Source organism: Streptomyces sp. SL06 (genome assembly GCF_058244745.1).
On sequence record NZ_JBSYOT010000002.1, the window covers coordinates 5,690,271 to 5,716,379 of the forward strand.

The 26,109-nt window shown below is 71.0% G+C and carries 20 protein-coding genes and 2 rRNA genes; 16 read left to right on the forward strand and 6 right to left on the reverse strand.

The window, feature by feature from the left end; all coding sequences use genetic code 11:
* Positions 1–273: 273 nt before the first annotated feature.
* A 23S ribosomal RNA gene (locus tag AC4IHM_RS26085) occupies positions 274–3,396 on the forward strand.
* 106 nt (positions 3,397–3,502) lie between these two features.
* Positions 3,503–3,619 (forward strand): 5S ribosomal RNA (rrf, locus tag AC4IHM_RS26090).
* Between the two features lie 119 nt (positions 3,620–3,738).
* Here rrf and AC4IHM_RS26095 read toward each other — a convergent pair.
* The gene (locus tag AC4IHM_RS26095) at positions 3,739–4,854 is read right to left on the reverse strand and encodes a hypothetical protein (RefSeq protein ID WP_490871024.1); all 1,116 of its coding nucleotides are present in this window, start codon (positions 4,852–4,854) and stop codon (positions 3,739–3,741) included.
* Between the two features lie 57 nt (positions 4,855–4,911).
* On the opposite strand from AC4IHM_RS26095, the gene AC4IHM_RS26100 reads away from it, so the two are divergent.
* Entirely contained in the window at positions 4,912–5,646 is a 735-nt protein-coding gene (locus AC4IHM_RS26100; RefSeq protein ID WP_490870937.1) for a tetratricopeptide repeat protein, read from the forward strand.
* Between the two features lie 73 nt (positions 5,647–5,719).
* Here the strand turns inward: AC4IHM_RS26100 and AC4IHM_RS26105 are convergent, their stop codons facing one another.
* On the reverse strand, positions 5,720–7,012 hold the full coding sequence (locus tag AC4IHM_RS26105) for a DUF1015 domain-containing protein (RefSeq protein WP_490869430.1): 1,293 nt from the start codon (positions 7,010–7,012) through the stop codon (positions 5,720–5,722).
* A 72-nt stretch (positions 7,013–7,084) separates the two neighbouring features.
* Between AC4IHM_RS26105 and AC4IHM_RS26110 the strand changes: the two genes are divergently transcribed.
* The 4 genes from AC4IHM_RS26110 to AC4IHM_RS26125 all read left to right on the forward strand — a co-directional run bounded on the left by AC4IHM_RS26110 (position 7,085) and on the right by AC4IHM_RS26125 (position 11,226).
* Positions 7,085–8,116 (forward strand): HAD hydrolase-like protein, encoded by a 1,032-nt coding sequence (locus tag AC4IHM_RS26110; protein ID WP_490869431.1) that lies wholly within the window; start codon positions 7,085–7,087, stop codon positions 8,114–8,116.
* A gap of 103 nt (positions 8,117–8,219) precedes the next feature.
* Positions 8,220–9,266, forward strand: coding sequence for a FecCD family ABC transporter permease (locus tag AC4IHM_RS26115; protein WP_490869432.1), 1,047 nt, complete (start codon positions 8,220–8,222; stop codon positions 9,264–9,266).
* 5 nt (positions 9,267–9,271) lie between these two features.
* Entirely contained in the window at positions 9,272–10,309 is a 1,038-nt protein-coding gene (locus AC4IHM_RS26120) for a FecCD family ABC transporter permease (protein WP_490870938.1), read from the forward strand.
* Positions 10,306–11,226 (forward strand): ABC transporter ATP-binding protein, encoded by a 921-nt coding sequence (locus tag AC4IHM_RS26125; protein ID WP_490869433.1) that lies wholly within the window; start codon positions 10,306–10,308, stop codon positions 11,224–11,226. The genes AC4IHM_RS26120 and AC4IHM_RS26125 overlap by 4 nt, the downstream gene beginning before the upstream one ends.
* On the opposite strand, the gene AC4IHM_RS26130 is transcribed toward AC4IHM_RS26125, so the two are convergent.
* Positions 11,210–11,557 (reverse strand): SCP2 sterol-binding domain-containing protein, encoded by a 348-nt coding sequence (locus tag AC4IHM_RS26130; RefSeq protein WP_490869434.1) that lies wholly within the window; start codon positions 11,555–11,557, stop codon positions 11,210–11,212. The two genes, AC4IHM_RS26125 and AC4IHM_RS26130, sit on opposite strands and share 17 nt — an antisense overlap.
* Positions 11,558–11,599: 42 nt before the next feature.
* Here AC4IHM_RS26130 and AC4IHM_RS26135 point away from each other — a divergent pair, with 42 nt between their 5' ends.
* The 6 genes from AC4IHM_RS26135 (at position 11,600) to AC4IHM_RS26160 (ending at position 17,523) form a co-directional block, all read left to right on the forward strand.
* On the forward strand, positions 11,600–11,890 hold the full coding sequence (locus AC4IHM_RS26135; RefSeq protein ID WP_490869435.1) for a hypothetical protein: 291 nt from the start codon (positions 11,600–11,602) through the stop codon (positions 11,888–11,890).
* 7 nt (positions 11,891–11,897) lie between these two features.
* Positions 11,898–12,713 (forward strand): hemolysin, encoded by an 816-nt coding sequence (locus tag AC4IHM_RS26140; RefSeq protein ID WP_490869436.1) that lies wholly within the window; start codon positions 11,898–11,900, stop codon positions 12,711–12,713.
* The gene (locus tag AC4IHM_RS26145) at positions 12,710–13,615 is read left to right on the forward strand and encodes an NAD kinase (RefSeq protein WP_490869437.1); all 906 of its coding nucleotides are present in this window, start codon (positions 12,710–12,712) and stop codon (positions 13,613–13,615) included. The genes AC4IHM_RS26140 and AC4IHM_RS26145 overlap by 4 nt, the downstream gene beginning before the upstream one ends.
* 47 nt (positions 13,616–13,662) lie before the next feature.
* The gene (gene recN, locus AC4IHM_RS26150; protein ID WP_490869438.1) at positions 13,663–15,405 is read left to right on the forward strand and encodes a DNA repair protein RecN; all 1,743 of its coding nucleotides are present in this window, start codon (positions 13,663–13,665) and stop codon (positions 15,403–15,405) included.
* A gap of 33 nt (positions 15,406–15,438) precedes the next feature.
* Positions 15,439–16,200, forward strand: coding sequence for a hypothetical protein (locus AC4IHM_RS26155; RefSeq protein WP_490869439.1), 762 nt, complete (start codon positions 15,439–15,441; stop codon positions 16,198–16,200).
* A 174-nt stretch (positions 16,201–16,374) separates the two neighbouring features.
* Positions 16,375–17,523: a glycosyltransferase family 4 protein gene (locus tag AC4IHM_RS26160; RefSeq protein WP_490869440.1), complete on the forward strand. Its 1,149-nt coding sequence runs from the start codon at positions 16,375–16,377 to the stop codon at positions 17,521–17,523.
* Positions 17,524–17,538: 15 nt separating this feature from the next.
* Here the strand turns inward: AC4IHM_RS26160 and AC4IHM_RS26165 are convergent.
* Together AC4IHM_RS26165 and AC4IHM_RS26170 are read right to left on the reverse strand one after the other, a co-directional pair.
* Positions 17,539–18,446, reverse strand: a protein-coding gene (locus AC4IHM_RS26165) for an IS5 family transposase (protein ID WP_490870743.1) whose coding sequence is annotated in 2 segments (ribosomal slippage) — positions 17,539–18,101 and positions 18,101–18,446 — 909 coding nt in all. Because the reading frame shifts where the segments join, the coding sequence is not laid out codon by codon here.
* A gap of 25 nt (positions 18,447–18,471) precedes the next feature.
* On the reverse strand, positions 18,472–20,124 hold the full coding sequence (locus tag AC4IHM_RS26170) for a PucR family transcriptional regulator (RefSeq protein WP_490870939.1): 1,653 nt from the start codon (positions 20,122–20,124) through the stop codon (positions 18,472–18,474).
* Positions 20,125–20,420: 296 nt separating this feature from the next.
* Here AC4IHM_RS26170 and AC4IHM_RS26175 point away from each other — a divergent pair, with 296 nt between their 5' ends.
* On the forward strand, positions 20,421–21,041 hold the full coding sequence (locus AC4IHM_RS26175; protein WP_490869441.1) for an LLM class oxidoreductase: 621 nt from the start codon (positions 20,421–20,423) through the stop codon (positions 21,039–21,041).
* A gap of 275 nt (positions 21,042–21,316) precedes the next feature.
* On the opposite strand, the gene AC4IHM_RS26180 is transcribed toward AC4IHM_RS26175, so the two are convergent.
* The gene (locus AC4IHM_RS26180) at positions 21,317–23,119 is read right to left on the reverse strand and encodes a glycoside hydrolase family 15 protein (protein ID WP_490870940.1); all 1,803 of its coding nucleotides are present in this window, start codon (positions 23,117–23,119) and stop codon (positions 21,317–21,319) included.
* A 554-nt stretch (positions 23,120–23,673) separates the two neighbouring features.
* Here AC4IHM_RS26180 and pyrG point away from each other — a divergent pair.
* Positions 23,674–25,341, forward strand: coding sequence for a CTP synthase (gene pyrG / locus AC4IHM_RS26185; protein ID WP_490870941.1), 1,668 nt, complete (start codon positions 23,674–23,676; stop codon positions 25,339–25,341).
* A gap of 85 nt (positions 25,342–25,426) precedes the next feature.
* Positions 25,427–26,062, forward strand: a complete 636-nt coding sequence (locus AC4IHM_RS26190) for an NUDIX domain-containing protein (RefSeq protein WP_490869442.1) — start codon at positions 25,427–25,429, stop codon at positions 26,060–26,062.
* Positions 26,063–26,109: the final 47 nt, after the last annotated feature.

Genomic DNA, 26,109 nt, shown 5'->3' on the forward strand with positions numbered 1-26,109 from the left:
CATGGCCGACTGCAAGCGTATGTCTTGCACGGTTGCTCATGGGTGGAACGTTGACTATTCGGTCCGGACTCGGGCCGGTGGCTGTCAGTACTGCTCTTCGGAGTGTGGAAGGCATGATCATCGGACGGGTTTGGGCCGGGCACGCTGTTGGGTGCCTGAGGGTATGGCCGTGAGGCTGCCTCAGTTGCCGGCCCCAGTGAACTTGCCGTGAGTGGCAGGGTGATGGGTGGTTGGTCGTTGTTTGAGAACTGCACAGTGGACGCGAGCATCTGTGGCCAAGTTTTTAAGGGCGCACGGTGGATGCCTTGGCACCAGGAACCGATGAAGGACGTGGGAGGCCACGATAGGCCCCGGGGAGTCGTCAACCAGGCTTTGATCCGGGGGTGTCCGAATGGGGAAACCCGGCAGTCGTCATGGGCTGTCACCCGCTGCTGAACACATAGGCAGTGTGGAGGGAACGCGGGGAAGTGAAACATCTCAGTACCCGCAGGAAGAGAAAACAACCGTGATTCCGGGAGTAGTGGCGAGCGAAACCGGATGAGGCCAAACCGTATGCGTGTGAGACCCGGCAGGGGTTGCGTGTGCGGGGTTGTGGGATCTCTCTTTTACGGTCTGCCGGCCGTGAGACGAGTCAGAAACCGTTGATGTAGGCGAAGGACATGCGAAAGGTCCGGCGTAGAGGGTAAGACCCCCGTAGTCGAAACATGAGCGGCTCGTTTGAGAGACACCCAAGTAGCACGGGGCCCGAGAAATCCCGTGTGAATCTGGCGGGACCACCCGTTAAGCCTAAATATTCCCTGGTGACCGATAGCGGATAGTACCGTGAGGGAATGGTGAAAAGTACCGCGGGAGCGGAGTGAAATAGTACCTGAAACCGTGTGCCTACAAGCCGTGGGAGCGTCGGGCATCAAGCTTGCTTGGTGTCTCGTGACTGCGTGCCTTTTGAAGAATGAGCCTGCGAGTTTGCGGTGTGTTGCGAGGTTAACCCGGGTGGGGTAGCCGTAGCGAAAGCGAGTCCTAAGAGGGCGTTTGAGTAGCACGCTCAAGACCCGAAGCGGAGTGATCTAGCCATGGGCAGGTTGAAGCGGCTGTAAGAGGTCGTGGAGGACCGAACCCACCAGGGTTGAAAACCTGGGGGATGACCTGTGGTTAGGGGTGAAAGGCCAATCAAACTCCGTGATAGCTGGTTCTCCCCGAAATGCATTTAGGTGCAGCGTCGTGTGTTTCTTGCCGGAGGTAGAGCACTGGATAGGCGATGGGCCCTACCGGGTTACTGACCTTAGCCAAACTCCGAATGCCGGTAAGTGAGAGCGCGGCAGTGAGACTGTGGGGGATAAGCTCCATGGTCGAGAGGGAAACAGCCCAGAGCATCGACTAAGGCCCCTAAGCGTACGCTAAGTGGGAAAGGATGTGGAGTCGCACAGACAACCAGGAGGTTGGCTTAGAAGCAGCCATCCTTGAAAGAGTGCGTAATAGCTCACTGGTCTAGTGATTCCGCGCCGACAATGTAGCGGGGCTCAAGCGTACCGCCGAAGTCGTGTCATTGCAGCGTGTAGCCCCAACGGGTGCTGTGATGGGTAGGGGAGCGTCGTGTGCCGGGTGAAGCAGCCGTGGAAGCGAGTTGTGGACGGTTCACGAGTGAGAATGCAGGCATGAGTAGCGATACAAACGTGAGAAACGTTTGCGCCGATTGACTAAGGGTTCCTGGGTCAAGCTGATCTGCCCAGGGTAAGTCGGGACCTAAGGCGAGGCCGACAGGCGTAGTCGATGGATAACCGGTTGATATTCCGGTACCCGCTGTAAAGCGTCAAACACTGAATATCGTGATGCTAAGGCCGTGAAGCCGCCCTGGAGCCTTCGGGTGAAGGGGAGTGGTGGAGCCGCTGAACCGAGCGGTTAGTAGGTGAGTGATGGGGTGACGCAGGAAGGTAGTCCATCCCGGGCGGTGGTTGTCCCGGGGTAAGGGTGTAGCCCGTCATCCAGGTAAATCCGGGTGGCATGTGGGTGAGACCTGATGCCGAGCCGATTGTGGTGAAGTGGATGATCCTATGCTGTCGAGAAAAGCCTCTAGCGAGTTTTATGGCGGCCCGTACCCTAAACCGACTCAGGTGGTCAGGTAGAGAATACCGAGGCGTTCGGGTGAACTATGGTTAAGGAACTCGGCAAAATGCCCCCGTAACTTCGGGAGAAGGGGGGCCACACCTGGTGATGATCTTTACGGTCTGAGCTGGGGGTGGCCGCAGAGACCAGCGAGAAGCGACTGTTTACTAAAAACACAGGTCCGTGCGAAGCCGTAAGGCGATGTATACGGACTGACGCCTGCCCGGTGCTGGAACGTTAAGGGGACCGGTTAGTCATATTTCGGTGTGGCGAAGCTGAGAACTTAAGCGCCAGTAAACGGCGGTGGTAACTATAACCATCCTAAGGTAGCGAAATTCCTTGTCGGGTAAGTTCCGACCTGCACGAATGGCGTAACGACTTCTCGACTGTCTCAACCATAGGCCCGGTGAAATTGCACTACGAGTAAAGATGCTCGTTTCGCGCAGCAGGACGGAAAGACCCCGGGACCTTTACTACAGTTTGATATTGGTGTTCGGTTCGGCTTGTGTAGGATAGCTGGGAGACTGTGAACTTTGGACGCCAGTTCAGGGGGAGTCGTCGTTGAAATACCAGTCTGGTCGTGCTGGATGTCTAACCTGGGTCCGTGATCCGGATCAGGGACAGTGTCTGATGGGTAGTTTAACTGGGGCGGTTGCCTCCTAAAGAGTAACGGAGGCGCCCAAAGGTTCCCTCAGCCTGGTTGGTAATCAGGTGTTGAGTGTAAGTGCACAAGGGAGCTTGACTGTGAGACCGACGGGTCGAGCAGGGACGAAAGTCGGGACTAGTGATCCGGCGGTGGCTTGTGGAAGCGCCGTCGCTCAACGGATAAAAGGTACCCCGGGGATAACAGGCTGATCTTCCCCAAGAGTCCATATCGACGGGATGGTTTGGCACCTCGATGTCGGCTCGTCGCATCCTGGGGCTGGAGTCGGTCCCAAGGGTTGGGCTGTTCGCCCATTAAAGCGGTACGCGAGCTGGGTTTAGAACGTCGTGAGACAGTTCGGTCCCTATCCGCTGTGCGCGTAGGAGTCTTGAGAAGGGCTGTCCCTAGTACGAGAGGACCGGGACGGACGAACCTCTGGTGTGCCAGTTGTCCTGCCAAGGGCATGGCTGGTTGGCTACGTTCGGGAGGGATAACCGCTGAAAGCATCTAAGCGGGAAGCCTGCTTCGAGACGAGGGCTCCCACCCACTTGATGGGGTAAGGCTCCCAGTAGACGACTGGGTTGATAGGCCGGATCTGGAAGCACCGTGAGGTGTGGAGGTGACCGGTACTAATAGGCCGAGGGCTTGTCCTCAGTTGCTCGCGTCCACTGTGTTAGTTCTGAGACAACGAACAGTTGTCGGCTTTCGAGCTGAACAGACAATTAAAGAGTGTGCTTGTTCGCTCGAAACCATTAGGGTTTCGGTGGTCATAGCGTAGGGGAAACGCCCGGTTACATTTCGAACCCGGAAGCTAAGCCTTACAGCGCCGATGGTACTGCAGGGGGGACTCTGTGGGAGAGTAGGACGCCGCCGAACAATCTTTGGAAAGGACCCCTGGTCCCAGCGTTCAGCTGGGGCCAGGGGTCCTTTCGTTTTTCCGGAGCGCACCGGGTACTCGGCCGCGCGAGAATGACTTGCAGTACCGAAGACAGGAGTCACCGATGTCCACCAACTCTCCCGACGACCGACCGGAGCGCGACCAGCGGCGACGGGACAGTGGTGACCGCGGCGACCGCAGTGGCCAGCGCGGGGACCGTGGCGGCTTCCGCCGGGACAACGACCGCGGTGGTTTCCGTCGGGACGACCGTCGCGATGACAACCGTGGTGGTGGGTACGGGCGTCGGGACGACCGTGATCGTGGGCCGCGTCGTGACGACCGGGACCGTGGTGGCGACCGGGGCTTCCGCCGTGACGACCGGGGCGGTGACCGTCCGCCCTTCCGTCGCGATGACCGTCGCGATGACCGGCGTGACGACCGGCGTGACGATCGACGGGACGACCGCCCCTCTTTCCGGCGTGACGACCGCGGGGACCGTGGCGGCGACCGCCCGTCGTTCCGCCGCGACGACCGTCGCGACGACCGTGGTGGTGACCGTCCCCCGTTCCGGCGTGACGACCGTGGTGAGCGCGGTGGCTTCGGCCGGCGTGACGACAACCGTGGCGATGACCGTGGTGGACAGCGTGGTGGTTTCCGTCGGGACGACCGTCGGGACGACAACCGTGGTGGTGGGTACGGGCGTCGGGACGACCGTGATCGTGGGCCGCGTCGTGACGACCGGGACCGTGGTGGCGACCGGGGCTTCCGCCGTGACGACCGGGGCGGTGACCGTCCGCCCTTCCGTCGCGATGACCGGCGTGACGACCGGCGTGACGATCGACGGGACGACCGCCCCTCTTTCCGGCGTGACGACCGCGGGGACCGTGGCGGCGACCGCCCGTCGTTCCGCCGCGACGACCGCCGCGACAACCGGGGCGGTGACCGTCCGCCCTTCCGTCGCGATGACCGTCGCGATGATCGGCGGGACGACCGTGGTGGTGACCGTCCCCCGTTCCGTCGGGACGACCGTGGCGACCGTGGTGGGTTCCGGCGGGACGACAGCCGTGGTGATCGCGGTGGGTACCGTCGTGACGACAGTCGCGGGGGAGAGCGCGGGGGCGACCGTGGTGGGTTCCGCGGGCGGGACGACCGTGGCGCGCGTGGGCCGCGGCGGGACAACCGCGACGACCGTGGCGGGCGGCCCGGTGGCTTCCGTGGGCGCGACGACCGGCACGGCGGTGGGGGCCGTTTCCGTGAGGAGCGGGAGCGGGACCGGGAGCCGATCAAGCGCCTGCCGATCCCCGAGGAGGTCACGGGCGACGAGATCGACAAGGACGTACGGCAGGAGTTGCAGAGCCTGCCCAAGACGCTCGCGGAGGACGTGGCCAGGAACCTGGTGATGGTCGCCCGGCTGATCGACGAGGACCCGGAGGGGGCGTACGCCTACTCCAGGGTGGCCCTGCGCCTGGCGTCCCGGGTCGCCGCCGTGCGGGAGGCGGGCGGGTTCGCCGCGTACGCCAACCAGAAGTACTCCGAGGCGCTGGCGGAGTTCCGGGCCGCCCGGCGGATGACCGGGTCCGTGGAGCTGTGGCCGGTCATGGCCGACTGCGAGCGCGGGCTCGGCCGGCCCGAGAAGGCGCTGGACATGGCCGGCGCGCCCGAGGTGCACAAGCTGGACAAGGCCGGACAGGTCGAGATGCGGCTCGTGGCGGCCGGCGCCCGGCGCGACATGGGGCAGTTGGACGCGGCCATCGTGACGCTTCAGAGCCCCGAGCTGGCCTCCAACTCCGTGCAGCCCTGGACCGCGCGGCTGCGCTACGCCTACGCCGACGCGCTGCTGGCCGCCGGCCGGGAGCAGGAGGCGCGGGAGTGGTTCGCCAAGGCGGTGGAGTCCGACCGCGACGGCAGCACGGACGCCTCCGACCGGCTCGCCGAGCTGGAGGGCGTGGAGTTCGTGGACGCCCTCGACGAGGGCGAGACCGAGGAGGAGCCCGAGGCCGAGCCCGAGGCCGGCGAGAAGGACTGACGTCCACGACCTGACGACGAAGGGGCGGGACCGGCACACGCGGCACACGGTCCCGCCCCTTCGTCATGCCGGGTCACAGGTCGAGCGCGCGCAGCACCAGGCCCGAGGCCGGCTTGGGGCCGAAGGAGGTCGACTTGCGGGGCATCGTGACGCCCTGTCGGGCCAGCTCGCGGACGACCTCCTCGTGGACCGGGTGCATCAGCACCGCCGTACCGCCGTCGCGCTCCGCCTTCTCGGCGGTGGCCGCCGTGTCGTGGATGTACGAGACGTGGGCCGCCGAGTCGTCCGGGACGTGCCAGACGTGGGCCAGGAGCGCGGCGTGCAGGACCGTGGCGTCCAGGGTGCGCCAGGCTTCCGGACGGTCGGTGGGGACCGTGCGGGCCAGCAGCGCGGGGTCCGGCCGGTCCACGAGGTGAAAGGCGCCGTCACCGGCGAGCAGGAAGGCGTTGCCCGCCTCGCAGGCCTTCGCCAGCGCGTCCATGGCTTCCGCCAGGGGCGTGTCCAGGCGGCTGACGCGGAAGTTGCCGTCCAGGGCGGCCACGGCGGCGCCGACCGGAAGGCCGTGCAGCAGGCGGTGGATGGCGCGGACCCGGAGCGGGTGGCGGACCGTGTCGACCAGCAGGACCAGACCGTAGTCCCAGGGGCTCGGGGAGGGGTGTTCCGCGCGGAGCGTGCGGTAGGTCGCCCAGCGGTGGTGGCCGTCGGCGATGAGGGCCTGGTGCTGTGCCAGCTCGGCCCGGACGCGGGCCAGGGCCCCGGGGTCGGTGACCGACCACAGGCGGTGGCAGAAGCCGTCCTCCGTGGTCGTGGCGAGCAGCGGCGGCTGCTCGGCGGTGTGCTCCACGAGGGCGGCCGTGGCCCGCGTGGTGTCGTCGCCGCGGTAGGTGAGCAGCAGGGGTTCGAGGTTCGCCGAGGTGGCCCGCATGAGTGCCGCGCGGTCGTTCACGACGTGCGGCATGACGTCCTCGTGCGGCAGGACCACCCGCTCCGAGGGGTCCGACACGCGCAGGGCGCCGATGATGCCGCGTTGGACCATGCCCTCGTCGTCGCGCTGTTCGTAGATGTACAGGCCCGGTTCGGGGTCGGCGGTCAGGACGCCCTCCGCCCGCCAGCGCCGCAGGGTGCGGGCGGCCTGGTCGTTGCGCGCCTCGGGGGTCGCGGCCTGGGGCAGGATCAGGCGAACGATGTTGTGCGGGTCGGCGGACTCGAGGTGGAGCAGGCCGTCGGGGCGGACCACAACGTCGTAGGGCGGGGATGTCACGGCGGCCAGACTGCCGACCCGGTCGGGGTCGTAGCGGAGGCCTCGGAACGGGGTGAGTTCCAGGCCCCGGGGCGCCGTTGCTTCCGGGTGACCTGCAGTCTTCATCCGGGCATCGTACGTGTGTCGGTGGCATGGGGGATGATCGGGGGAAAGGCGTCGAACGAGGAGCGATGTGCAATGAGCCGGAGCGTCAGGACGAGGCCCGAGGGCAGTGGGCGGGGCCTGAGCGAGGCGTACGACACGGCGCTGCTCGACCTGGACGGCGTGGTGTATGCCGGAGGGGACGCGATCGCCCACGCGGTCGAGTCGCTCGCCACCGCCCGCGCCGGCGGCATGCACCTGGCGTATGTCACGAACAACGCGCTGCGCACCCCCGACACGGTGGCCGCGCACCTGACCGAGCTGGGCATACCGACGGGCGCCGCCGATGTCATCACGTCGGCGCAGGCGGTGGCCAGGCTGATCGCCGAGCAGGTGCCGCCGGGCGCGCGGGTGCTGGTGATCGGCGGCGAGGGCCTGCGGGTGGCGCTGCGCGAGCGCGGCCTCGATCCCGTGGAGTCGGCGGAGGACGATCCGGCAGCCGTGGTGCAGGGATACGGCGGTCCCGAGCTGCCGTGGGGGCGGTTCGCCGAGGCCTGCCATGCCATCGCGCGCGGTGTGCCCTGGTACGCCTCCAACACCGACCTGACCATCCCGAGCCCCCGCGGGATCGTGCCGGGCAACGGCGCCGCGGTGGAGGTCGTACGGATCGCCACCGGCGCGGATCCGCGGGTCGCGGGGAAGCCGTTGCCGCCCATGCACCGGGAGACGATCCTGCGCACCGGCGCGCGGCGGCCGTTGGTGGTGGGCGACCGGCTGGACACGGACATCGAGGGCGCGTTCAACGGCGAGGTCGACTCACTGCTCGTCCTGACCGGCGTGACCGACGGGGCGCAGTTGCTGGCGGCGCCGCCCCGGCACCGGCCGACGTATGTGGACGCCGATCTGCGCGGGCTGCTCACCGGGCAGCCGGAGGTCACCGGGGACGGGGACGCCGGGTTCCGCTGCGGCGGCTGGCGTGCGGCGGCCGGTGCGGGACGGCTGGAGCTGGCGGGTGACGGCGCGGCGCCGGACGGGCTGCGCGCGCTGTGCGCGGCGGCCTGGACGGCGGGCGGGGAGTCGGGGTGCGGGCTGGACTCGGGGAAGGCGCTGGCCCGACTGGGACTGTGAGCCGCCGTAAGGGGACGGGGAGCAAGCGCCGTCGGCGCCCTCAACAGCGGCCTTGACGTGCTCGGGATCGTGATCGGTTGGCAGGGTAGGCTAGCCTAACCACGTGTTGGTCGACAGTCCCTCAGAACAGCGCGTGGAGAGTGACTCCGCGCCGCCCGCCGGGCGCCGTGCCCTGCGTGCCGCCGGGCTGCCCGTCTCCGTGGCGGTCCTGGTGCTCGTCGCGTCGGCGAGTATCGCGATCGGCGCCAAGGACCTGTCCCTGGCCCAGGTCTGGCACGGTCTGTTCCACGACTCGGGCACGTACGGCGACGTGGTGGTCGGCGAGCGGCTGTCGCGGACCGTGCTCGGCCTGCTGGCCGGTGCCGCGCTCGGCCTCGCGGGAGCGGTCTTGCAGGCGCTCACCCGCAACCCACTGGCCGATCCCGGACTGCTCGGCATCAACGCGGGTGCCTCCGCGGCGGTCGTCACGGCCATCACCTTCTTCGGCGTCACCTCGCTGGGCGGATACGTCTGGTTCGCCTTCGCGGGCGCGGCGGGCGTCGGTGCGCTGGTCTGGTTCCTGGGCGGCAGCCGGGGGGCCACGCCGGTGCGGCTGGTACTGGCCGGCACCGCGATCAGCGCCGCCCTCTTCGGCTACCTCCAGGCCGTGATGATCATGGATGACGCGGCGCTGGGCCGGATGCGTTTCTGGACGGTCGGTTCGCTGTCCTCGGCGACGAGCGGGACCATCAGGGAGGTGCTGCCCTTCTTCGTGACGGGCACGGCCCTCGCCCTCGCGCTGGCCCGGCCGCTCAACGCCATGGAGATGGGCGACGACACCGCAAGGGCCCTCGGCGCCAACCTGAACCGCACCCGGGCGCTGTCCATGCTCGCCGCGACCGTGCTCTGCGGGGCGGCGACCGCCGCCTGCGGGCCGATCGTGTTCGTCGGACTGATGGTCCCGCACATCGTCCGCTCCTTCACCGGGCCCGACATGCGCTGGATCCTGCCGTACGCCGCGATCCTGTCGCCCGTGCTGCTGCTCGGCGCCGATGTCCTCGGCCGGATCGTGGCACGGCCCTCGGAGCTTCAGGTGGGCATCGTCACCGCCGTCCTGGGCGGGCCGGTCTTCATCCATCTCGTACGACGGCGCAGGACGGCCCAGCTGTGAAGACCGTGAGGACCAACCGTGTCGTGCGAAGCCCGGGAGGGCTCTCGTTCCGCCTGGACGTGCGGGCCGCCGTCGTCGTCGCCGTGCTGCTGGTCGTCGCGCTCGCCGCGAGCGTCGTGCTGATCGGCACCGGCGACTTCGAGATACCGGCCGCCGACGTGCTCAAGGCCCTGGTCGGCGAGGGCAACGCCGGCCAGGAGTTCATCGTCAACGAGCTGCGGCTGCCGCGGGTCCTGGTCGGACTGCTGGTCGGCGCCGCGCTCGGGGTGGGCGGCGCGCTGTTCCAGGCCATCTCGCGCAACCCGCTCGGCAGTCCGGACGTACTCGGCCTCGGGCAGGGTGCGACGGCCGGCGCCCTCATCATGATCGTCCTGTTCTCCGGCAGCGCCGCCCAGGTCACCGTCGGTGCCCTCGTGGGCGGCCTGGTGACCGGCCTCGCCATCTATCTGCTCGCCTGGAAACGGGGCGTGCACGGTTACCGGCTGGTCCTGGTCGGTATCGGCGTGTCCGCGATCGTCACGGCGGTCAACGGCTACCTGATGACCCGGGCCGACATCGTCGACGCCTCCCGCGCCGTCGTGTGGATGACCGGTTCCCTCAACGGCCGTGACTGGGAGCAGGTCTGGCCCCTGCTCGTGCTGTGCGCCGTACTCGTCCCGCTCGTCCTCGCCAACGGACGGGCGCTGCGGATGATGGAGATGGGCGACGACGTGTCGTACGCCCTCGGAGTGCGCGTCGAGCGGGTGCGGGGGCTGCTGCTGGTGGCCGCCGTGCTGCTGACCGCCGCCGCCACCGCCGCCGCGGGGCCGGTCGGCTTCGTCGCGCTCACCGCGCCGCAGCTCGCGCGGCGCCTGACCCGTTCGCCCGGACCCAACCTGCTGCCGTCCCTGTGCATGGGCGCCGCCCTGCTGGTCAGCGCCGACTGGATCTCGCAGCGGGCCTTCGGCGTCGACCAGTTGCCCGTGGGTGTGGTCACCGGCGTACTCGGCGGCGTCTACCTGCTGTGGCTGCTGGTCACCGAGCGCAGGGCGGGCCGGATATGAGCGCCGTCGCCGGTGTCCGCAGCGGGCTGAACAACCAAAGGAGCAATGTGAACCGCCTGACCGCCGAGAACGTCACCCTCGCCTACGACCAGCGGGTCATCGCGGAGAAGCTGTCGGTGGCGATACCCGACAACTCCTTCACCGTGATCGTCGGCCCGAACGCGTGCGGCAAGTCCACCCTGCTGCGCGCCCTTTCGCGCATGCTCAAGCCCAGTGAGGGCCGGGTGCTCCTCGACGGGTCGGTCATCCAGTCGATGCCCGCCAAGCAGGTCGCGCGGACCCTCGGCCTGCTGCCGCAGTCGTCCATCGCGCCCGACGGGATCACCGTCGGCGACCTCGTCGGCCGCGGCCGCTACCCGCACCAGGGCCTGCTGCGCCAGTGGTCGACCGAGGACGAGCGGGTCGTCCAGGAGTCCATGGCGCAGACCGGCATCTCCGAACTCGCCGACCGCTACGTCGACGAACTCTCCGGCGGCCAGCGCCAGCGCGTGTGGATCGCCATGGCGCTCGCCCAGCAGACCCCGCTGCTGCTGCTCGACGAGCCCACGACGTACCTGGACATCCAGCACCAGATCGATGTCCTCGACCTGTGCGCGGAACTCCACGAGGAGCAGGGCCGCACGCTGGTGGCCGTCCTGCACGACCTCAACCACGCCGCCCGCTACGCCACTCACCTCATCGCGCTGCGCGACGGGGAGGTCATCGCCGAGGGCGCGCCCAAGGACATCGTCACGGCCGAACTCGTCGAGCGGGTCTTCGGGCTGCGCTGCCAGGTCATCGACGACCCCGAGACCGGTACGCCGCTGGTGGTGCCGGCCGCGCGCAAGGCACGGGGCGCGGGCGGCGCCAAGCTCGGCAAGACGGCCGCCGAGAGCGCCGGGAAGGCCGAGGAGATGGCCGCTACAGAAGCTTCCTGAGCCGGAACAGATCGCGCAGGCCCGCTTCCAGCCGCACCCGGCCCGAGCCCCAGGCCCTGGCGAAGTTCAGCTCGCCGGCCACCAGGGCCACGAGGTCGTCGCCGGTCATCGCCAGCCGGATGTCGGCCTTCTCGCCCGGCGGCCCCTCGACGGTCTGGCGCACGTCGAGACCGCCGTCCGCCAGGCGCCCGGCGAAGGTGATGTCCAGGTCGGTGATGTGGCAGCTCACCGAGCGGTCCAGCTCGGTGGCCGACCGCACGTCCCCTTCGGCGCCGCGCATGTTGTCCGAGAGCTTGTCGAGTGCCGCGCGGCACTCCTCAGTCGTCGCCATCGGGACCGACCGTACCCCAGGGGTACGCGGTAGCGTCGGGGCATGAACGACGCAGTACCGGTGCCTGAGCCCCGGGAGACGGAGGCCGGGGAGCGGTCGGAGCCCGGGTACGAGCCCGCGGCCCCCGCGCCCCTCGACGCCCCCCGCACGCCGACGGGAAACGCCGAGGTGGACGCCGGGCTGGCGCGGCTGTCCGACGCCGACCACCTGGCGACCGACGGACATGTCGAGGTGTACGAGGATGTACACCGGAGGCTGCGCGACGCGCTCACCGCGCTCGACGCCCGCCCGGGACCCGCGGGTCCCCCATCGCCGTACGACCGCAGGAGCTGAACCGAACGTGGCAGGAGTCGCACGCCGACGTCTCGACGCGGAGCTGGTCCGCCGCAAGCTGGCGCGTTCGCGCGAGCACGCGGGCCGGCTGATCGCCGACGGGCGGGTCACCGTCGGCAAGACCGTCGCGACCAAGCCCGCCACCCAGGTGGAGACCGCCGCCGCGATCGTGGTGAACGCGGACGAGGGCGACCCCGACTACGTCTCGCGCGGTGGCCACAAGCTCGCCGGCGCGCTCGCGGCGTTCGTGCCGCACGGGCTCGTCGTCGAGGGGCGCCGCGCGCTGGACGCCGGTGCCTCCACCGGCGGCTTCACCGATGTCCTGCTGCGGGCGGGCGCCGCGCACGTCGTCGCCGTGGACGTCGGATACGGACAACTCGCCTGGAGTCTGCGCCAGGATGAACGCGTCAGCGTCAAGGACCGTACGAACGTACGCGAGTTGACGCTGGAAGCGATCGGTGGGGAGCCCGTGGACCTTGTCGTGGGGGATCTGTCCTTCATCCCACTCGGACTGGTACTGCCCGCGTTGGTGCGGTGCACACGACCGGAGGCCGACCTGGTGATGATGGTGAAGCCGCAGTTCGAGGTGGGGAGGGAACGGCTGGGCAGCGGGGGAGTGGTCCGCAGTGCGCAACTGCGGGCCGAGGCCGTGCGGGGCGTCGCCCGCAAGGCCTGGGAACTGGGACTCGGGGTGAAGGGGGTCACCGCCAGTCCGCTGCCCGGTCCCTCCGGGAACGTCGAGTATTTTCTGTGGCTGCGGGCCGGCGCCGACGAACTGGACCCGGCCGACGTTGACCGTGCAGTGGCGGAGGGGCCGCGTTGACACAGAACCGAGCGCGTACTGTTTTCCTGCTCGCCCACACCGGGCGCCCCGCTGCGATCCGCAGCGCGGAGCTGGTGGTCAAGGGGCTGCTGCTCGCCGGGCTCGGCGTGCGCGTCCTGGAGGCCGAGGCGCGCGATCTGCCGCTGCCGGGCGAGGTCGAGCTGGTCGGCGAGGCCACCCCGCAGTGCCTCGACGGCTGCGAGCTGCTCATCGTCCTCGGCGGTGACGGCACACTGCTGCGCGGCGCCGAGTTCGCCCGCGCCTCCGGGGTGCCGATGCTCGGCGTCAACCTCGGCCGGGTCGGCTTCCTCGCCGAGGCCGAGCGCGACGACCTCGACAAGGTCGTGGACCGGGTGGTGAACCGGGCCTACGAGGTCGAGGAGCGGATGACCGTCGACGTCGTCGTGCACCGCAACGGCGACATCGTGCACACCGACTGGGCGCTGAACGAGGCCGCGGTGCAGAAGGCCGGTGCCGAGAAGCTGCTGGAAGTCGTGCTGGAGATCGACGGGCGGCCGGTGACCGGGTTCGGCTGCGACGGCATCGTGCTGTCGACGCCGACCGGGTCGACGGCGTACGCCTTCTCGGCCGGCGGGCCGGTGGTGTGGCCGGAGGTGGAGGCGCTGCTGATGGTGCCGATCAGCGCGCACGCGCTGTTCGCGAAGCCGCTGGTGACCTCGCCGGACTCGGTGCTCGCGGTGGAGGTGCTGCCGCACGTGCCTCCGGGGGTCCTGTGGTGCGACGGGCGCCGGACGGTGGAGCTGCCGCCCGGGGCGCGGGTCGAGGTGCGACGGGGGGCCGTGCCGGTGCGGCTGGCCCGGCTGCACCACGCCTCGTTCACGGACCGGCTGGTGGCGAAGTTCGCGCTGCCGGTGTCGGGGTGGCGCGGGGCGCCGCACTAGCCGACTCGATGGGGTGGCCTGTGTGCGCTCCCCGTCCACAACCTCGTATGGTCGTGTCCGTGCTTGAGGAGATGCGGATACGGTCGCTCGGGGTCATCGACGACGCCGTGGTCGAGCTGTCGCCCGGGTTCACCGCTGTCACCGGTGAGACGGGTGCCGGCAAGACCATGGTGGTCACCAGCCTGGGACTGCTGCTGGGCGGACGCGCCGACGCGGCGCTCGTGCGGATCGGGGCGAAGAACGCGGTCGTCGAGGGGCGGATCGCCGTGCCCGGGGACGCCGCGGCCGCCGTCCGGGCCGAGGAGGCCGGGGCCGAGCTGGACGACGGGGCGCTGCTGATCAGCCGTACCGTCTCCGCCGAGGGGCGCTCGCGGGCACATCTGGGCGGACGGTCCGTGCCCGTGGGAATGCTCGCCGAACTGGCCGACGAACTGGTGGCCGTGCACGGCCAGACCGACCAGCAGGGGCTGCTCAAGCTGTCCAGGCAGCGGCAGGCCCTCGACCGGTACGCCGGTGACGCGGTCGCCGCGCCGCTGGCCAAGTACACCGAGGCCTACCGGCGGCTGCGGGCCGTCGCGACGGAACTCGACGAGATCACCACGCGCGCGCGTGAGCGCGCCCAGGAGGCCGACCTGCTGCGCTACGGCCTCGACGAGGTCGCGGCCGTCGAGCCGCGGGCCGGCGAGGACGTGGAGCTGGCCGAGGAGGCGGAGCGGCTGGGCCACGCCGAGGCGCTCGCGTCGGCCGCCACGGCCGCGCACGCCGCGCTGGCGGGCAACCCGGAGGACCCCGAGGGCGTGGACGCGGCCACGCTCGTCGCGGGAGCGCGGCGGGCCCTGGACGCCGTGCGCTCACACGACCCGGCGCTGGCCGCGCTCGCCGAACGGATCGGCGAGGTCGGCATCCTGCTGCGCGACGTGGCCGGGGAACTCGCCGGGTATGCCGACGACCTGGACGCCGACCCGCTGCGGCTCGCGGCGGTCGAGGAGCGCCGGGCCGCGCTCACCGCGCTGACCCGCAAGTACGGCAAGGATGTCACCGCCGTGCTGACCTGGGCCGAGCAGGGCGCCGCGCGGCTGACCGAGCTGGACGGCGACGACGAGCGGATCGGCGGGCTGACCGCCGAACGCGACGCGCTGCGGGCGGAGCTGGGCGGGCTCGCACAGGCCCTCACGGACGCGCGGACCGAGGCAGCCGAGCGGTTCGCCGCCGCCGTGACCGCCGAGCTGGCCTCGCTCGCCATGCCCCACGCACGCGTGTCGTTCGCGATCCGGCAGAGCGAGGACCCGGAGGGCGTGGAGGTCGGCGGCCGTACGGTCGCCTACGGGCCGTCGGGCACCGACGAGGTCGAGCTGCTGCTCGCCCCGCATCCCGGGGCACCGCCGCGGCCGATCGCCAAGGGCGCGTCCGGCGGTGAGCTGTCGCGCGTGATGCTGGCCGTGGAGGTCGTGTTCGCGGGCACGGACCCGGTGCCGACCTATCTCTTCGACGAGGTCGACGCCGGTGTCGGCGGCAAGGCGGCGGTGGAGATCGGCCGCCGTCTCGCGCGCCTCGCGAAGAGCGCGCAGGTCGTGGTGGTCACGCATCTGCCCCAGGTGGCCGCGTTCGCCGACCGGCAGTTGCTGGTGGAGAAGACGGACGACGGTTCGGTGACCCGCTCCGGTGTGAAGGTGCTGGAGGGCGAGGACCGCATCCGGGAGCTGTCCCGCATGCTGGCGGGACAGGAGGACTCGCAGACGGCACGGGCCCACGCGGAGGAACTGCTCGCCACGGCCCGGGAGGACGCGTAGAGGCGCGGTCCCGTGCGCCCGTAGGGTGTCCGGATGATCAACCGTAGTCGTCGCACCGGACTTTCCCTCGCCCTCGCCGCGGGTCTCGCGCGGACCGGCCTGGGCGCGCTGCGCGCCGTGGCACCGGGCGGCCGGGAACGCTGGGAGCGGCGCAACCACGCCGGACGGACCGTGGGCCTGTACGCCGGGCCCGCGTGCGCCCTGGCGGCGGCGGCCGGGACGGCGCGGGTGCGGCCCGCCGCCGGGTTGGCCGTGCTGGCCGCCGGTGCCTGCGGGGCCTACGACGACGTGGTGGGCGCGGGGGACCCCCGGCGCGGATTCCGGGCGCATCTGTCGGCGCTGCGGCACGGCGAGGTCACCTCGGGGGCGGTGAAGCTGTTCGGCATCTCCGCGGCCGGGCTCGCCGCGGGCGCGGCGATGAAGGAACGGCCCCTCGACCGGCTGTTGGCCGGTGTCGTCATCGCCGGGGCCGCGCACTTCGTCAACCTCGTGGACACACGGCCCGGCCGGGCCGGCGCCGCCGTCCTGGCGCTCGGGGTGCCGGGGCTGCTGCGCGGTGGGCCCGCGGCGCGCACGTCCGCCGTCGCCATGGGCGCCGCGGCGGCCGTGCTGCCCGACGACCTCGCCGAGCGCACGATGCTCGGGGACACGGGAGCGCACGCGCTCGGCGCGGCCCTCGGGGTCGCGGTGGTGGCCGGGAACGGGCGGGCCGTGGTCGCCGCGCACGCGGTCGCGCTCGTGGTCGCGGCGGCGTGCGGTGAGCGGGCGGCCGGACAACCCGGTTCACTCGTGTGAGTGAATCGGTGTCGTCAGGTTGCCCCGGTGGTCGACCGGATGCGGCGGCCGTCGTTCCCGGAACACCCGTACGGCCTGGCATCCTTGACGGAGTGACGTGCGGCGCGCCCGCCCCGTCCTTCCGTTCTGTACGTTCTTCGTGACCTTCCCCGCCGAACCAGGAGCCCCGGCCAGGTGACCCCCGCGAGCAGCCACTCACCGCACGGCCAGTCGCCGCTGCGCACCGTGCAGGTGCTGGGCGGAGGCAACGCCGGCAGCAGCGCGCACGTGCGTTCGCTCGCCGCGGGGCTCGTCGCACGGGGCGTGAAAGTGACGGTGTGCGCCCCCTCCGATGCGGAGTGCACCTACGACTTCACGGGCGCGGGCGCCGACCACGTGCACGTGCCGCGCAGCAGCGATCCCGTCTCCGTGGCCGCGCTGCGGGCGGTGTGCGCGGACGCCGACCTGGTGCACGCGCACGGACTGCACGCCTCCTTCCGTGCGGCGCTTGCCCTCGGCGGGCGGCGCGTGCGCACCCCGCTCGTCGTCACCTGGCACGACCGGCCGCACGCCGAAGGAGCCCGCGCCCAACTGCTGCGGGTGCTGGAACGCCGGGTGATGAAGGCCGCCGCCGTGGTGCTCGGCGCGACCTCCGACCTGGTCGACGGCGCGCGGCGGACGGGCGCGCGGGACGCCAGGCTCGGCCCTGTCGCGCTCCCCGCCCGGTCGCGCCGGTCCACCGGACTCGACGACCCCGACCGGGCGCGCCCCAAGATCCGGGCCGAACTCGGCGCCGTCGACCGCCCCTTGCTGGTCGCCGTCGGTTCCCTGGAGCGGCACCGGGGATACAACGTCCTGCTCGACGCCGCACAGGCCTGGCGCCGCCTCGACCCCGTGCCCCTGGTCGTCGTCGCCGGGGAGGGGCCGCTGCGCGGGGAGTTGCAGGGCCGGATCGAGGCCGAGAGGCTGCCCGTGGTGCTCATCGGCAGCCGCGACAACGTCACCGACCTGCTGGCCGCCGCCGACCTCGCCCTGCTGCCGAGCCGCCGGGAGGCCGGACGCTCCGTCCTCGCCCAGGAGGCACTGCACGCGCGCGTGCCGCTGGTCGCGAGCGACGCGGGCGGCATCCCCGAACTCGTCGGCGACGCCGCCGAACTCGTCCCGCCCGGTGACGCGGACGCCTTCGCCGACGCCGTCGTCCGCCTGCTCGACGACCCCGCGTGGCAGGACGAGTTGCGGGACAGGGGCGTACGGCAGGCGGCCACCTGGCCGACCGAGGACGAGACGGTCGCCCAGGTCCTCAGCGTCTACGACGAGTTGACGCAGCCCACGCCGTTGCTCTAGGCATCCGTCCGGGACCTAGGGGGTGTCTGACAAATGGTCTTGGCGCGGTTCGCGGAGCCAGAGGATGAGTGCTGCGAGGTGGAGTCCGGCCCGGTAGCGGGCGGCGAGTTTGTCGAAGCGGGTCGCGATGGCCCGGAACTGCTTGAGCCGGTTGAAGCAGCGTTCGACGACGTTGCGAGCTTTGTAGAGACCACGGTCGAAGGCCGGTGGCCTGCCGCCGGCCCGGCCGCGCCGCATCCGGTTGGCCTTCTGGTCAGCCCTTTCCGGGATCACCGCCCGGATGCCCCGGCGACGCAGCGTCCGGCGGATCGCCCGTGACGAATACGCCTTGTCGGCGATGACCGCGTCGGGTCTGCGACGCGGCCGCCCGACGCCGGTCCGGGGCACTCTCACCGCGTCCAGGACCGCCTCGAAGGCTGTCGAGTCGTTGACGTTGCCGGGTGTGACGAGGACGGCCAGAGGCAGGCCCCGGCCGTCGCAGGCGAGGTGAACCTTGGTGGTCAGCCCACCGCGGGACCGACCGAGCGCCTGACGATCCGCCTCGCGTTCCGGATCTTCCAGTTCGTCCCCCGCCGACGCCCCTTTTTGCGGGCGCCGGCTGCATGCTGGTGGGCCCGACTGATCGTGGAGTCGACCGAGACCGTCCATTCCACGGCCCCGACCGAGTCGTCGCGGACCTGGACCTCTTCGAGCAGGCGCGCCCAGGTCCCATCCGCCTCCCAGCGGGCGAACCGTTCATAGACCGTCTGCCACGGCCCGAAGCGCTCTGGCAGGTCACGCCACGGACCACCCGTCCGCAACCGCCACAACACCCCGTTGATCACCTGCCGATGATCCCGCCACGGACGCCCCCGCCCGTCAACACCCGGCAACAGCGGCGCTATCCGCTCCCACGCCACATCCGTCAGCTCACCACGACCCACCACAAGACCAATTATCAGACACGACCTAGGGCACGTGCCGGCGGGCGCGCAGGGCCAGGCTCAATGCCAGGACGGTCTGCGGGTCGTCGAGGTCCGTGCCCAGCAACTCCCCGATCCGCGCCAGCCGGTTGTAGAGCGTCTGCCGGTTCAGATGGAGTTCGCGCGCCGTCTCCGCCTTGCGGCCGGCGTGCGCCAAGTACGTCTGGAGGGTGGGCAGCAGGGGCGGTTTGGAGCGGTCGTCGTGGTCGCGGAGCGGACCGATCGCCCGGTCCACGAAGGCCGCGAGATCCGGGTGGTCGCGCAGCCGCCACAGCAGCAGGTCGATGTCGAGGCGCCGGGCGTCGTACCAGGGCCGGTCGGTGAGGCCCTGGGCCGCGGTCGCCGTCTCCGCCGCGTGCCTCAGCCCCGCCGACGCCGCCGCCCAGCCGCCGGCCACCCCGACGACCACGACGGGCGGCTGCGCCCCGGGCCGCCGCATCCCGGCCCGCTCCGCGCCCGCCCGCAGCGCCGCCGCGACCCGGTCGGCGACCGCCGCCCGCTCCGACTCCGAGCGCAGCCCCACCAGCAGCGGGACCCGGCCCTCCACCGGCCGCACCCCCAGCAGGACCGGCACCCCGACCGACGCCAGCTCCTCGGCGACCGCGCGAGCCAGCACCGCCCAGCCGCCGCCGGCCGGGGACAGGGCGTCGCCGAGCCGCATCACCACGGGCAGCAGCGGACTGTCGCCCGGCTTGAAGCCCAGGACGCGGGCCTGCGCCGGGGCGTCCTGCGCCGTGATCCGGCCCTCGGCGAGGTCGGTGAGGAAGTCGCCGCGTCCGCGCGCCGCCAACTCCTCCTCCTGCCGCGCCTGCATCAGCACCACGGCGAGGATGCCGGCCGCCCGCTCCGCCGCCATCCGGTGCACCGGCGCCAGCGGGGACCGTACCGGCAGCAGGACCAGCCGCGCGCGCACCGACCCGGCACCGGGGCCGGGGCCGCCGCCGGGCACGTCCACCAGCACCGAGCCGGCCGGGGGCGGCGCGTCCTTGTGCGGGCCGCGCAGCCCTTCCCACACCTGGAGCGGGTCGGCGCCCTCGGGACCTGAGCCGGCGGCGTACAGCAGGCGGCCGTCGGTCGTCTCCAGGAAGACCGGGTTGCCGGCGAAGTCCGCCAGGATGCCGAGCACCTGCGGCACCCCGCCGCCGCCCAGCAGGGCCTCGGTACAGCGGCGGTGCACCTCCTCGGCCCGCTGGAGCAGCGCGTAGTGGCCGTTGACGATCTCGGTGTGGATCTCCTCGGTGACCGTCACGAACGGCACCTCGCGGTGCAGCTGGACCAGTGGCAGCCCGGCCCCGCGGGCGGTGTCGACGAGGGCCGCGGGCAGCCGGGCGAACCGCGGGCCCAGCTCCACGACGAGGGCCGCGATGCCGCGCTCGGCCAGGGTGCGTACGAACGCCCGCTGTTCGGCGGGCCGGGTGCCGAGACCGTACCCCGTGGTCAGCAGCAGCTCGCCGCCCTTGAGGAGCGAGGCGATGTTGGGCACCTCGCCCGCGTGCACCCAGCGCACGGTGCGGTGCAGGTGGTCGGCGCCCGCGAGGGTCTCCGGCAGTCCGCTGCGCAGGCCGGGCAGCTCCAGTGCCCGCCGCACGGTGATTCCGGCGCCCTGGGTGTCGTATCCGCTGTCCCTGCCGCTGTTCATGAGCCGGACGCTACCCGCCGTGGCCGCACCGGGGACATCCTCGGTCCTGGTCACCGGGTCGGCGTCGCGGTGTCCGGGCAGGCCGACGGGCATCGAGATCACCGTGGTGGCCGCCGCACGCGAGGACGACAGCTCCCTGGGCGAGCCCTTGCGGGTCGCGGTGCCGGCCGACCGGCCGGGCCATCGCGAGGTGTGGCCGGGGGAGGGACCGACCTGGGACGCGTGCGTGCCGGCCGCCGCCGTCGGGCGCGGCACCGGGCGGGTGGCGCTCACCGCCGGGCCGGTCGCCCGTGTCGGTGCGCGATCCGCACGGCATCGCGCGGGGCGCCGCCTCGGTGGCCGCGGTCACCGGGCGCCCGGTCGGGGTGGCGCTTGGCACGTCCGGCAGGCGCGTGGTCGAGGGCGTCCACGGACGGGTCCGCGAGCGGCCGGCGGCCGTCCTGGAGGAGACCGCCGCCGCGCTGCGGGAGCTGCTGCACGCGGCGCCGGGGGAGCCGGTCGCGCCCGGCAGCCGCCGGGCGGCCCGCTCACCGTGGCGGCCTTCGGCGACCGTATGTCCTGGACGTGGTCCCGCCCGAGAGCAGGTCCGCGCCCTGCACGCCAAGCCGCTCGCGGCGTCCGAGCGGGCGGGGCGCACCCCGCCGACGCCGTACTCCGACCCCGCCTCGCTCACGCAGGCCATGCGCAGCGTCGTGGGCTGTCTCACGGTGCCAGGTCACCGCGAGATGTTCGAGGCGGCCGGCTTCGACGAGGCGGCCGGGCCGGCCCGAACCGGCGCCGACCCCGGAGGCGGCGGCCACGGCGGGCCTGGTCGGCGACCTGGAGACCGCACGAGCCCGCATGGCGGCCTACGCCGGGGCCGGAGATCGCCCTGGCACCGGCCACGGCGGGAGACCCGGGCAGCGAGCACACGCTGACGGCTTTGGCGGCGCGGGCGGGCTGAGCCGCCGGGGGTCCGGCCCGTGTCCCGCGCATGGCGGCCTGCCGGGGTTGGTGCCGGCCACGGCGGGGGACTCGGGCGGCGAGCGCACGCTGACGGCCCCGGCGGGGTGAGCCGCCGGGGCGCGTCCCGCGTGTGGTGGCTCGCCGAAGCCGGTCCGGACGAGGTTGCCCTGTGATGCCGGCCACGGCGGAGGGACGGACGCCGACGGCCCCGGAGGGGTGGGCCCCCGGGGGCCGGCAGTGGCTCGGGTCAGCCTCCGTAGGCTCCGCTGGCCGTCAGGCGCAGTGCCGTGTCGATCAGGGGAACGTGGCTGAAGGCCTGGGGGAAGTTGCCGACCTGGCGCTGGAGACGGGGGTCCCACTCCTCGGCCAGCAGGCCCAGGTCGTTGCGCAGGGACAGCAGCTTCTCGAAGAGCCTGCGGGCCTCGTCCACGCGACCGATCATCGCCAGGTCGTCGGCCATCCAGAACGAGCAGGCGAGGAAGGCGCCCTCGTCGCCCGGCAGGCCGTCGACGCCCTCGTCCTTGCCGTCCGTCGGGTAGCGCAGGATGAAGCCGTCCGAGGTGGACAGCTCCCGCTGGATGGCCTCGATGGTGCCGATGACCCGCTTGTCGTCCGGCGGCAGAAAGCCCATCTGCGGAATCAGCAGCAGCGAGGCGTCCAGTTGCTGGGAGCCGTAGGACTGCGTGAAGGTGTTGCGTTCCCGGTCGTAGCCCTTCTCGCACACGTCCCGGTGGATGTCGTCGCGCAACTGGATCCAGCGCTCCAGCGGGCCGTCGGCGTCGCCCGACTCGACCAGCTTGATGGTGCGGTCGACGGCGACCCAGGCCATCACCTTGGAGTGCACGAAGTGGCGGCGCGGGCCGCGCACCTCCCAGATGCCCTCGTCCGGCTCCTGCCAGTGCTCCTCCAGGTAGCGGATCAGCTTGAGCTGGAGCACCGAGGCGTAGTCGTTGCGGGCCAGGCCCGTCATGTGGGCCAGGTGCAGGGCCTCGGTGACCTCGCCGTAGACGTCCAGCTGGAGCTGGTGCGCGGCGCCGTTGCCCACCCGGACCGGCCAGGAGCCCTCGTAGCCGGGCAGCCAGTCCAGCTCCGCCTCGCCCAGCTCGCGCTCGCCCGCGATGCCGTACATGATCTGCAGGTTCTCCGGATCGCCCGCGACCGCGCGCAGCAGCCACTCGCGCCAGGCGCGGGCCTCCTCGCGGTAGCCGGTGCGCAGCAGCGAGGACAGGGTGATCGCCGCGTCGCGCAGCCAGGTGTAGCGGTAGTCCCAGTTGCGCACCCCGCCGATCTCCTCCGGCAGGGAGGTGGTGGGCGCGGCCACGATGCCGCCGGTGGGCGCGTACGTCAGGGCCTTCAGCGTGATCAGGGAACGGATCACGGCCTCCCGGTAGGGACCGTGGTACGTACACTGCTCGACCCAGCCGCGCCAGAAGTCCTCGGTCGCCTCCAGGGACTGCTCGGGCTCGGGCAGCGCGGGCGGGCCCTTGTGCGAGGACTCCCACGAGATGGTGAACGCGATCCGGTCACCCGGAGCGACCGTGAAGTCCGCGTACGTGGTGAGCGCCTTGCCGTAGGTCTCGGCCTCTGTGTCGAACCACACGGAGTCCGGGCCCGCGACGGCCACGGTGCGGCCCTCGTGCTTGTGCACCCACGGCACGACCCGGCCGTAGCTGAACCGCATCCGCAGCTCCGAGCGCATCGGCACCCGGCCGGAGACGCCCTCCACGATCCGGATCACCTGCGGCGCGCCGTCGCGCGGCGGCATGAAGTCGGTCACCCGCACCGTGCCGCGTGGGGTGTCCCACTCGGACTCCAGGATCAGCGAGTCGCCGCGATAGGTCCGCCGGGCGGCGGTGGGCGGCTCGGCTCCCGGGGCGCACGCGGGCCCGAGTCGCCAGAAGCCGTGTTCCCCGGTGCCCAGCAGACCGGCGAAGATGGCATGCGAGTCGAAGCGGGGCAGGCACAGCCAGTCGACTGTGCCGTCCCGGCAGACCAGGGCAGCGGTCTGCATGTCTCCGATGAGTGCGTAGTCTTCGATGCGCCCGGCCACGTGCAACTCCAGTCGAACGGCCACGTCACCCCGCATGGGGGCGGTCGCTAGTGCGGTCAAGGGTGGGGTCAGGGATGAGATTCTGGGATATGTCATGCGTCGTTGAGTCACGAAGCAAAGCAGCCGTCCGGCCCTGAAGCCAAACGCTGTGCCGCAAACGACATCTGTTGCTCAACGAACTGACGAGCTCTCGTTGTTCCGGTGCTGACGGGGCGAGGGGTGGTGCCATGTCGCCGGGCGGGCTCGGCAGCGAACGTCCGAGCAGGATACGACGCACGTAGATGATCTGTGTGCCGCTCCGGGCAACCCGATTCCTCCGAACGGGTGAGCGCCGGGTGAGGAAGCGGTGAGCCGCGCGCCTGCGTGTCCGGGCGGGCACGGAGGGTGGCCGGAAGCCACGGCCCCGAGGCGCTGATACGCTGGTAGCCCGTGGACCGGTGGGAGAAGAACCCCGGAACCGCAGCGACGGCGCCGCCGACGACACCCGGGACGACCGGGTCGGACGACGAACGCACCGCACCCCAGACCGCGACCACGGGAGCCCCCTCTTGGCCATGCCGCCCTCTGTTTTTCGAAACAGCACAGCCTCGACGACCAAGCACATCTTCGTCACCGGGGGCGTCGCCTCCTCGCTCGGCAAGGGGCTGACCGCCTCCAGCCTCGGCATGCTGCTCAAGGCCCGGGGTCTGCGCGTCGTGATGCAGAAGCTCGATCCGTACCTGAACGTCGACCCGGGCACGATGAACCCCTTCCAGCACGGTGAGGTGTTCGTCACGAACGACGGCGCGGAGACCGACCTCGACATCGGACACTACGAGCGCTTCCTCGACCGCGACCTGGACGGCTCCGCCAATGTCACCACGGGCCAGGTCTACTCGACGGTGATCGCCAAGGAGCGGCGCGGCGAGTATCTGGGCGACACGGTCCAGGTCATCCCGCACATCACCAACGAGATCAAGCACCGCATCCGCCGCATGGCGACGGACGAGGTCGATGTCGTGATCACCGAGGTCGGCGGCACGGTCGGCGACATCGAGTCGCTGCCGTTCCTGGAGACCGTCCGCCAGGTCCGGCACGAGGTCGGCCGCGACAACGTGTTCGTGGTGCACATCTCCCTCCTGCCCTACATCGGTCCGTCGGGCGAGCTGAAGACCAAGCCGACCCAGCACAGCGTCGCGGCCCTGCGCAACATCGGTATCCAGCCGGACGCCATCGTGCTGCGCTGCGACCGCGAGGTGCCGACCGCGATCAAGCGCAAGATCTCCCTGATGTGCGACGTCGACGAGGACGCCGTCGTGGCCTGCCCCGACGCCCGGTCGATCTACGACATCCCGAAGGTCATCCACACCGAGGGCCTGGACGCCTATGTCGTGCGCAAGCTGGACCTGCCGTTCCGCGACGTGGACTGGACGACCTGGGACGACCTGCTCGACCGCGTGCACAACCCCGACCACGAGATCGTCATGGCGCTGGTCGGCAAGTACATCGACCTGCCCGACGCCTATCTCTCGGTCACCGAGGCGCTGCGCGCGGGCGGTTTCGCCAACAAGGCCCGCGTGAAGATCAAGTGGGTCACCTCCGACGACTGCAAGACCGCGGCCGGCGCCGAGGCGCAGCTCGCCAACGTCGACGCGATCTGCATCCCGGGCGGCTTCGGCGACCGCGGCGTGCTCGGCAAGGTCGGCGCGATCAAGTACGCCCGCGAGAGGCGGATCCCGCTGCTCGGTCTCTGTCTCGGCCTGCAGTGCATCGTGATCGACGCGGCCCGCAACCTCGCGGACGTCGCCGACGCCAACTCCACCGAGTTCGACCCCGCCACCGCCCACCCGGTCATCTCCACCATGGCCGAGCAGCTGGACATCGTGGCGGGCGACGGCGACATGGGCGGCACGATGCGGCTCGGCATGTACCCGGCGAAGCTGGCCGAGGGCTCCATCGTGCGCGAGGTCTACGACGGCAAGGAGTACGTCGAGGAGCGGCACCGGCACCGCTACGAGGTGAACAACGCCTACCGCGCGGAGCTGGAGAAGAAGGCCGGCCTCGTCTTCTCGGGCACCTCCCCGGACGGCAAGCTCGTCGAGTACGTCGAGTACCCGCGCGACATCCACCCCTACCTGGTCGCCACGCAGGCGCACCCGGAGCTGCGCTCGCGCCCGACCCGCCCGCACCCGCTCTTCGCGGGGCTGGTCAAGGCCGCCGTCGAGCGGAAGACATCGAAGTAGCACACCAGTTGTACGGTGGCCGGGGTGCGCGCATTCAACGTCGCGGGCCCCGGCTTCTCGCGCACGTCTGAAAGGGCAGATCGGCATGACGGGCAGCACGATCAAGGACATTCCCGAGGAGTGGGAGGTCCGGGGCACCACGACCCCCTTCCGGGGCAAGAAGACCTCGGTCCGCACGGACGACGTGGTCATGCCCGACGGCTCCGTGGTGAGCCGCGACTACCAGGTCCACCCCGGCTCGGTGGCCGTGCTCGCCCTGGACGGCGAGGGCCGGGTCCTGGTCATCCGGCAGTACCGGCACCCGGTGCGCGAGAGGCTGTGGGAGATCCCGGCGGGACTGCTCGACGTGCCCGGCGAGAACCCGCTGCACGCCGCCCAGCGCGAGCTGTACGAGGAGGCGTACGTCAAGGCCGAGGACTGGCGGGTGCTGACCAACGTCTACACCACCCCCGGCGGCTGCGACGAGGCCGTACGGATCTTCCTCGCCCGGGATCTGTCCGAGGCGGAGGGCGAACGCTTCGAGGTCGAGGACGAAGAGGCCGACATGGAGCAGGCCCGGGTGCCGGTCGCGGACCTGGTCCGGGGTGTGCTCGCGGGGGAACTGCACAACAACTGCCTGGTCGTGGGCGTGCTCGCGCTGGTCGCGGCGGAGCACGGCGAGGGCCTCGACGCCCTGCGCCCCGCCCAGGCGCCGTGGCCTGCGCGTCCCTTCGCGTCCTGAACGGTCCCCGGAAGCATGCCGGTATGACCATCGGTTGATCCGATCGA

Bases quoted from the DNA above. Each gene is read 5' to 3' on its own strand.
- AC4IHM_RS26135 (WP_490869435.1), top strand. From the start codon at position 11,600: ATGAACGACGCAGTACCGGTGCCTGAGCCCCGGGAGACGGAGGCCGGG.
- AC4IHM_RS26170 (WP_490870939.1), bottom strand. From the start codon at position 20,124: ATGAACAGCGGCAGGGACAGCGGATACGACACCCAGGGCGCCGGAATC.
- pyrG (WP_490870941.1), top strand. From the start codon at position 23,674: ATGCCGCCCTCTGTTTTTCGAAACAGCACAGCCTCGACGACCAAGCAC.
- AC4IHM_RS26155 (WP_490869439.1), top strand. From the start codon at position 15,439: ATGATCAACCGTAGTCGTCGCACCGGACTTTCCCTCGCCCTCGCCGCG.
- AC4IHM_RS26125 (WP_490869433.1), top strand. From the start codon at position 10,306: ATGAGCGCCGTCGCCGGTGTCCGCAGCGGGCTGAACAACCAAAGGAGC.
- AC4IHM_RS26190 (WP_490869442.1), top strand. From the start codon at position 25,427: ATGACGGGCAGCACGATCAAGGACATTCCCGAGGAGTGGGAGGTCCGG.
- AC4IHM_RS26105 (WP_490869430.1), bottom strand. From the start codon at position 7,012: ATGAAGACTGCAGGTCACCCGGAAGCAACGGCGCCCCGGGGCCTGGAA.
- AC4IHM_RS26130 (WP_490869434.1), bottom strand. From the start codon at position 11,557: ATGGCGACGACTGAGGAGTGCCGCGCGGCACTCGACAAGCTCTCGGAC.
- AC4IHM_RS26110 (WP_490869431.1), top strand. From the start codon at position 7,085: ATGAGCCGGAGCGTCAGGACGAGGCCCGAGGGCAGTGGGCGGGGCCTG.
- recN (WP_490869438.1), top strand. From the start codon at position 13,663: ATGGTCGTGTCCGTGCTTGAGGAGATGCGGATACGGTCGCTCGGGGTC.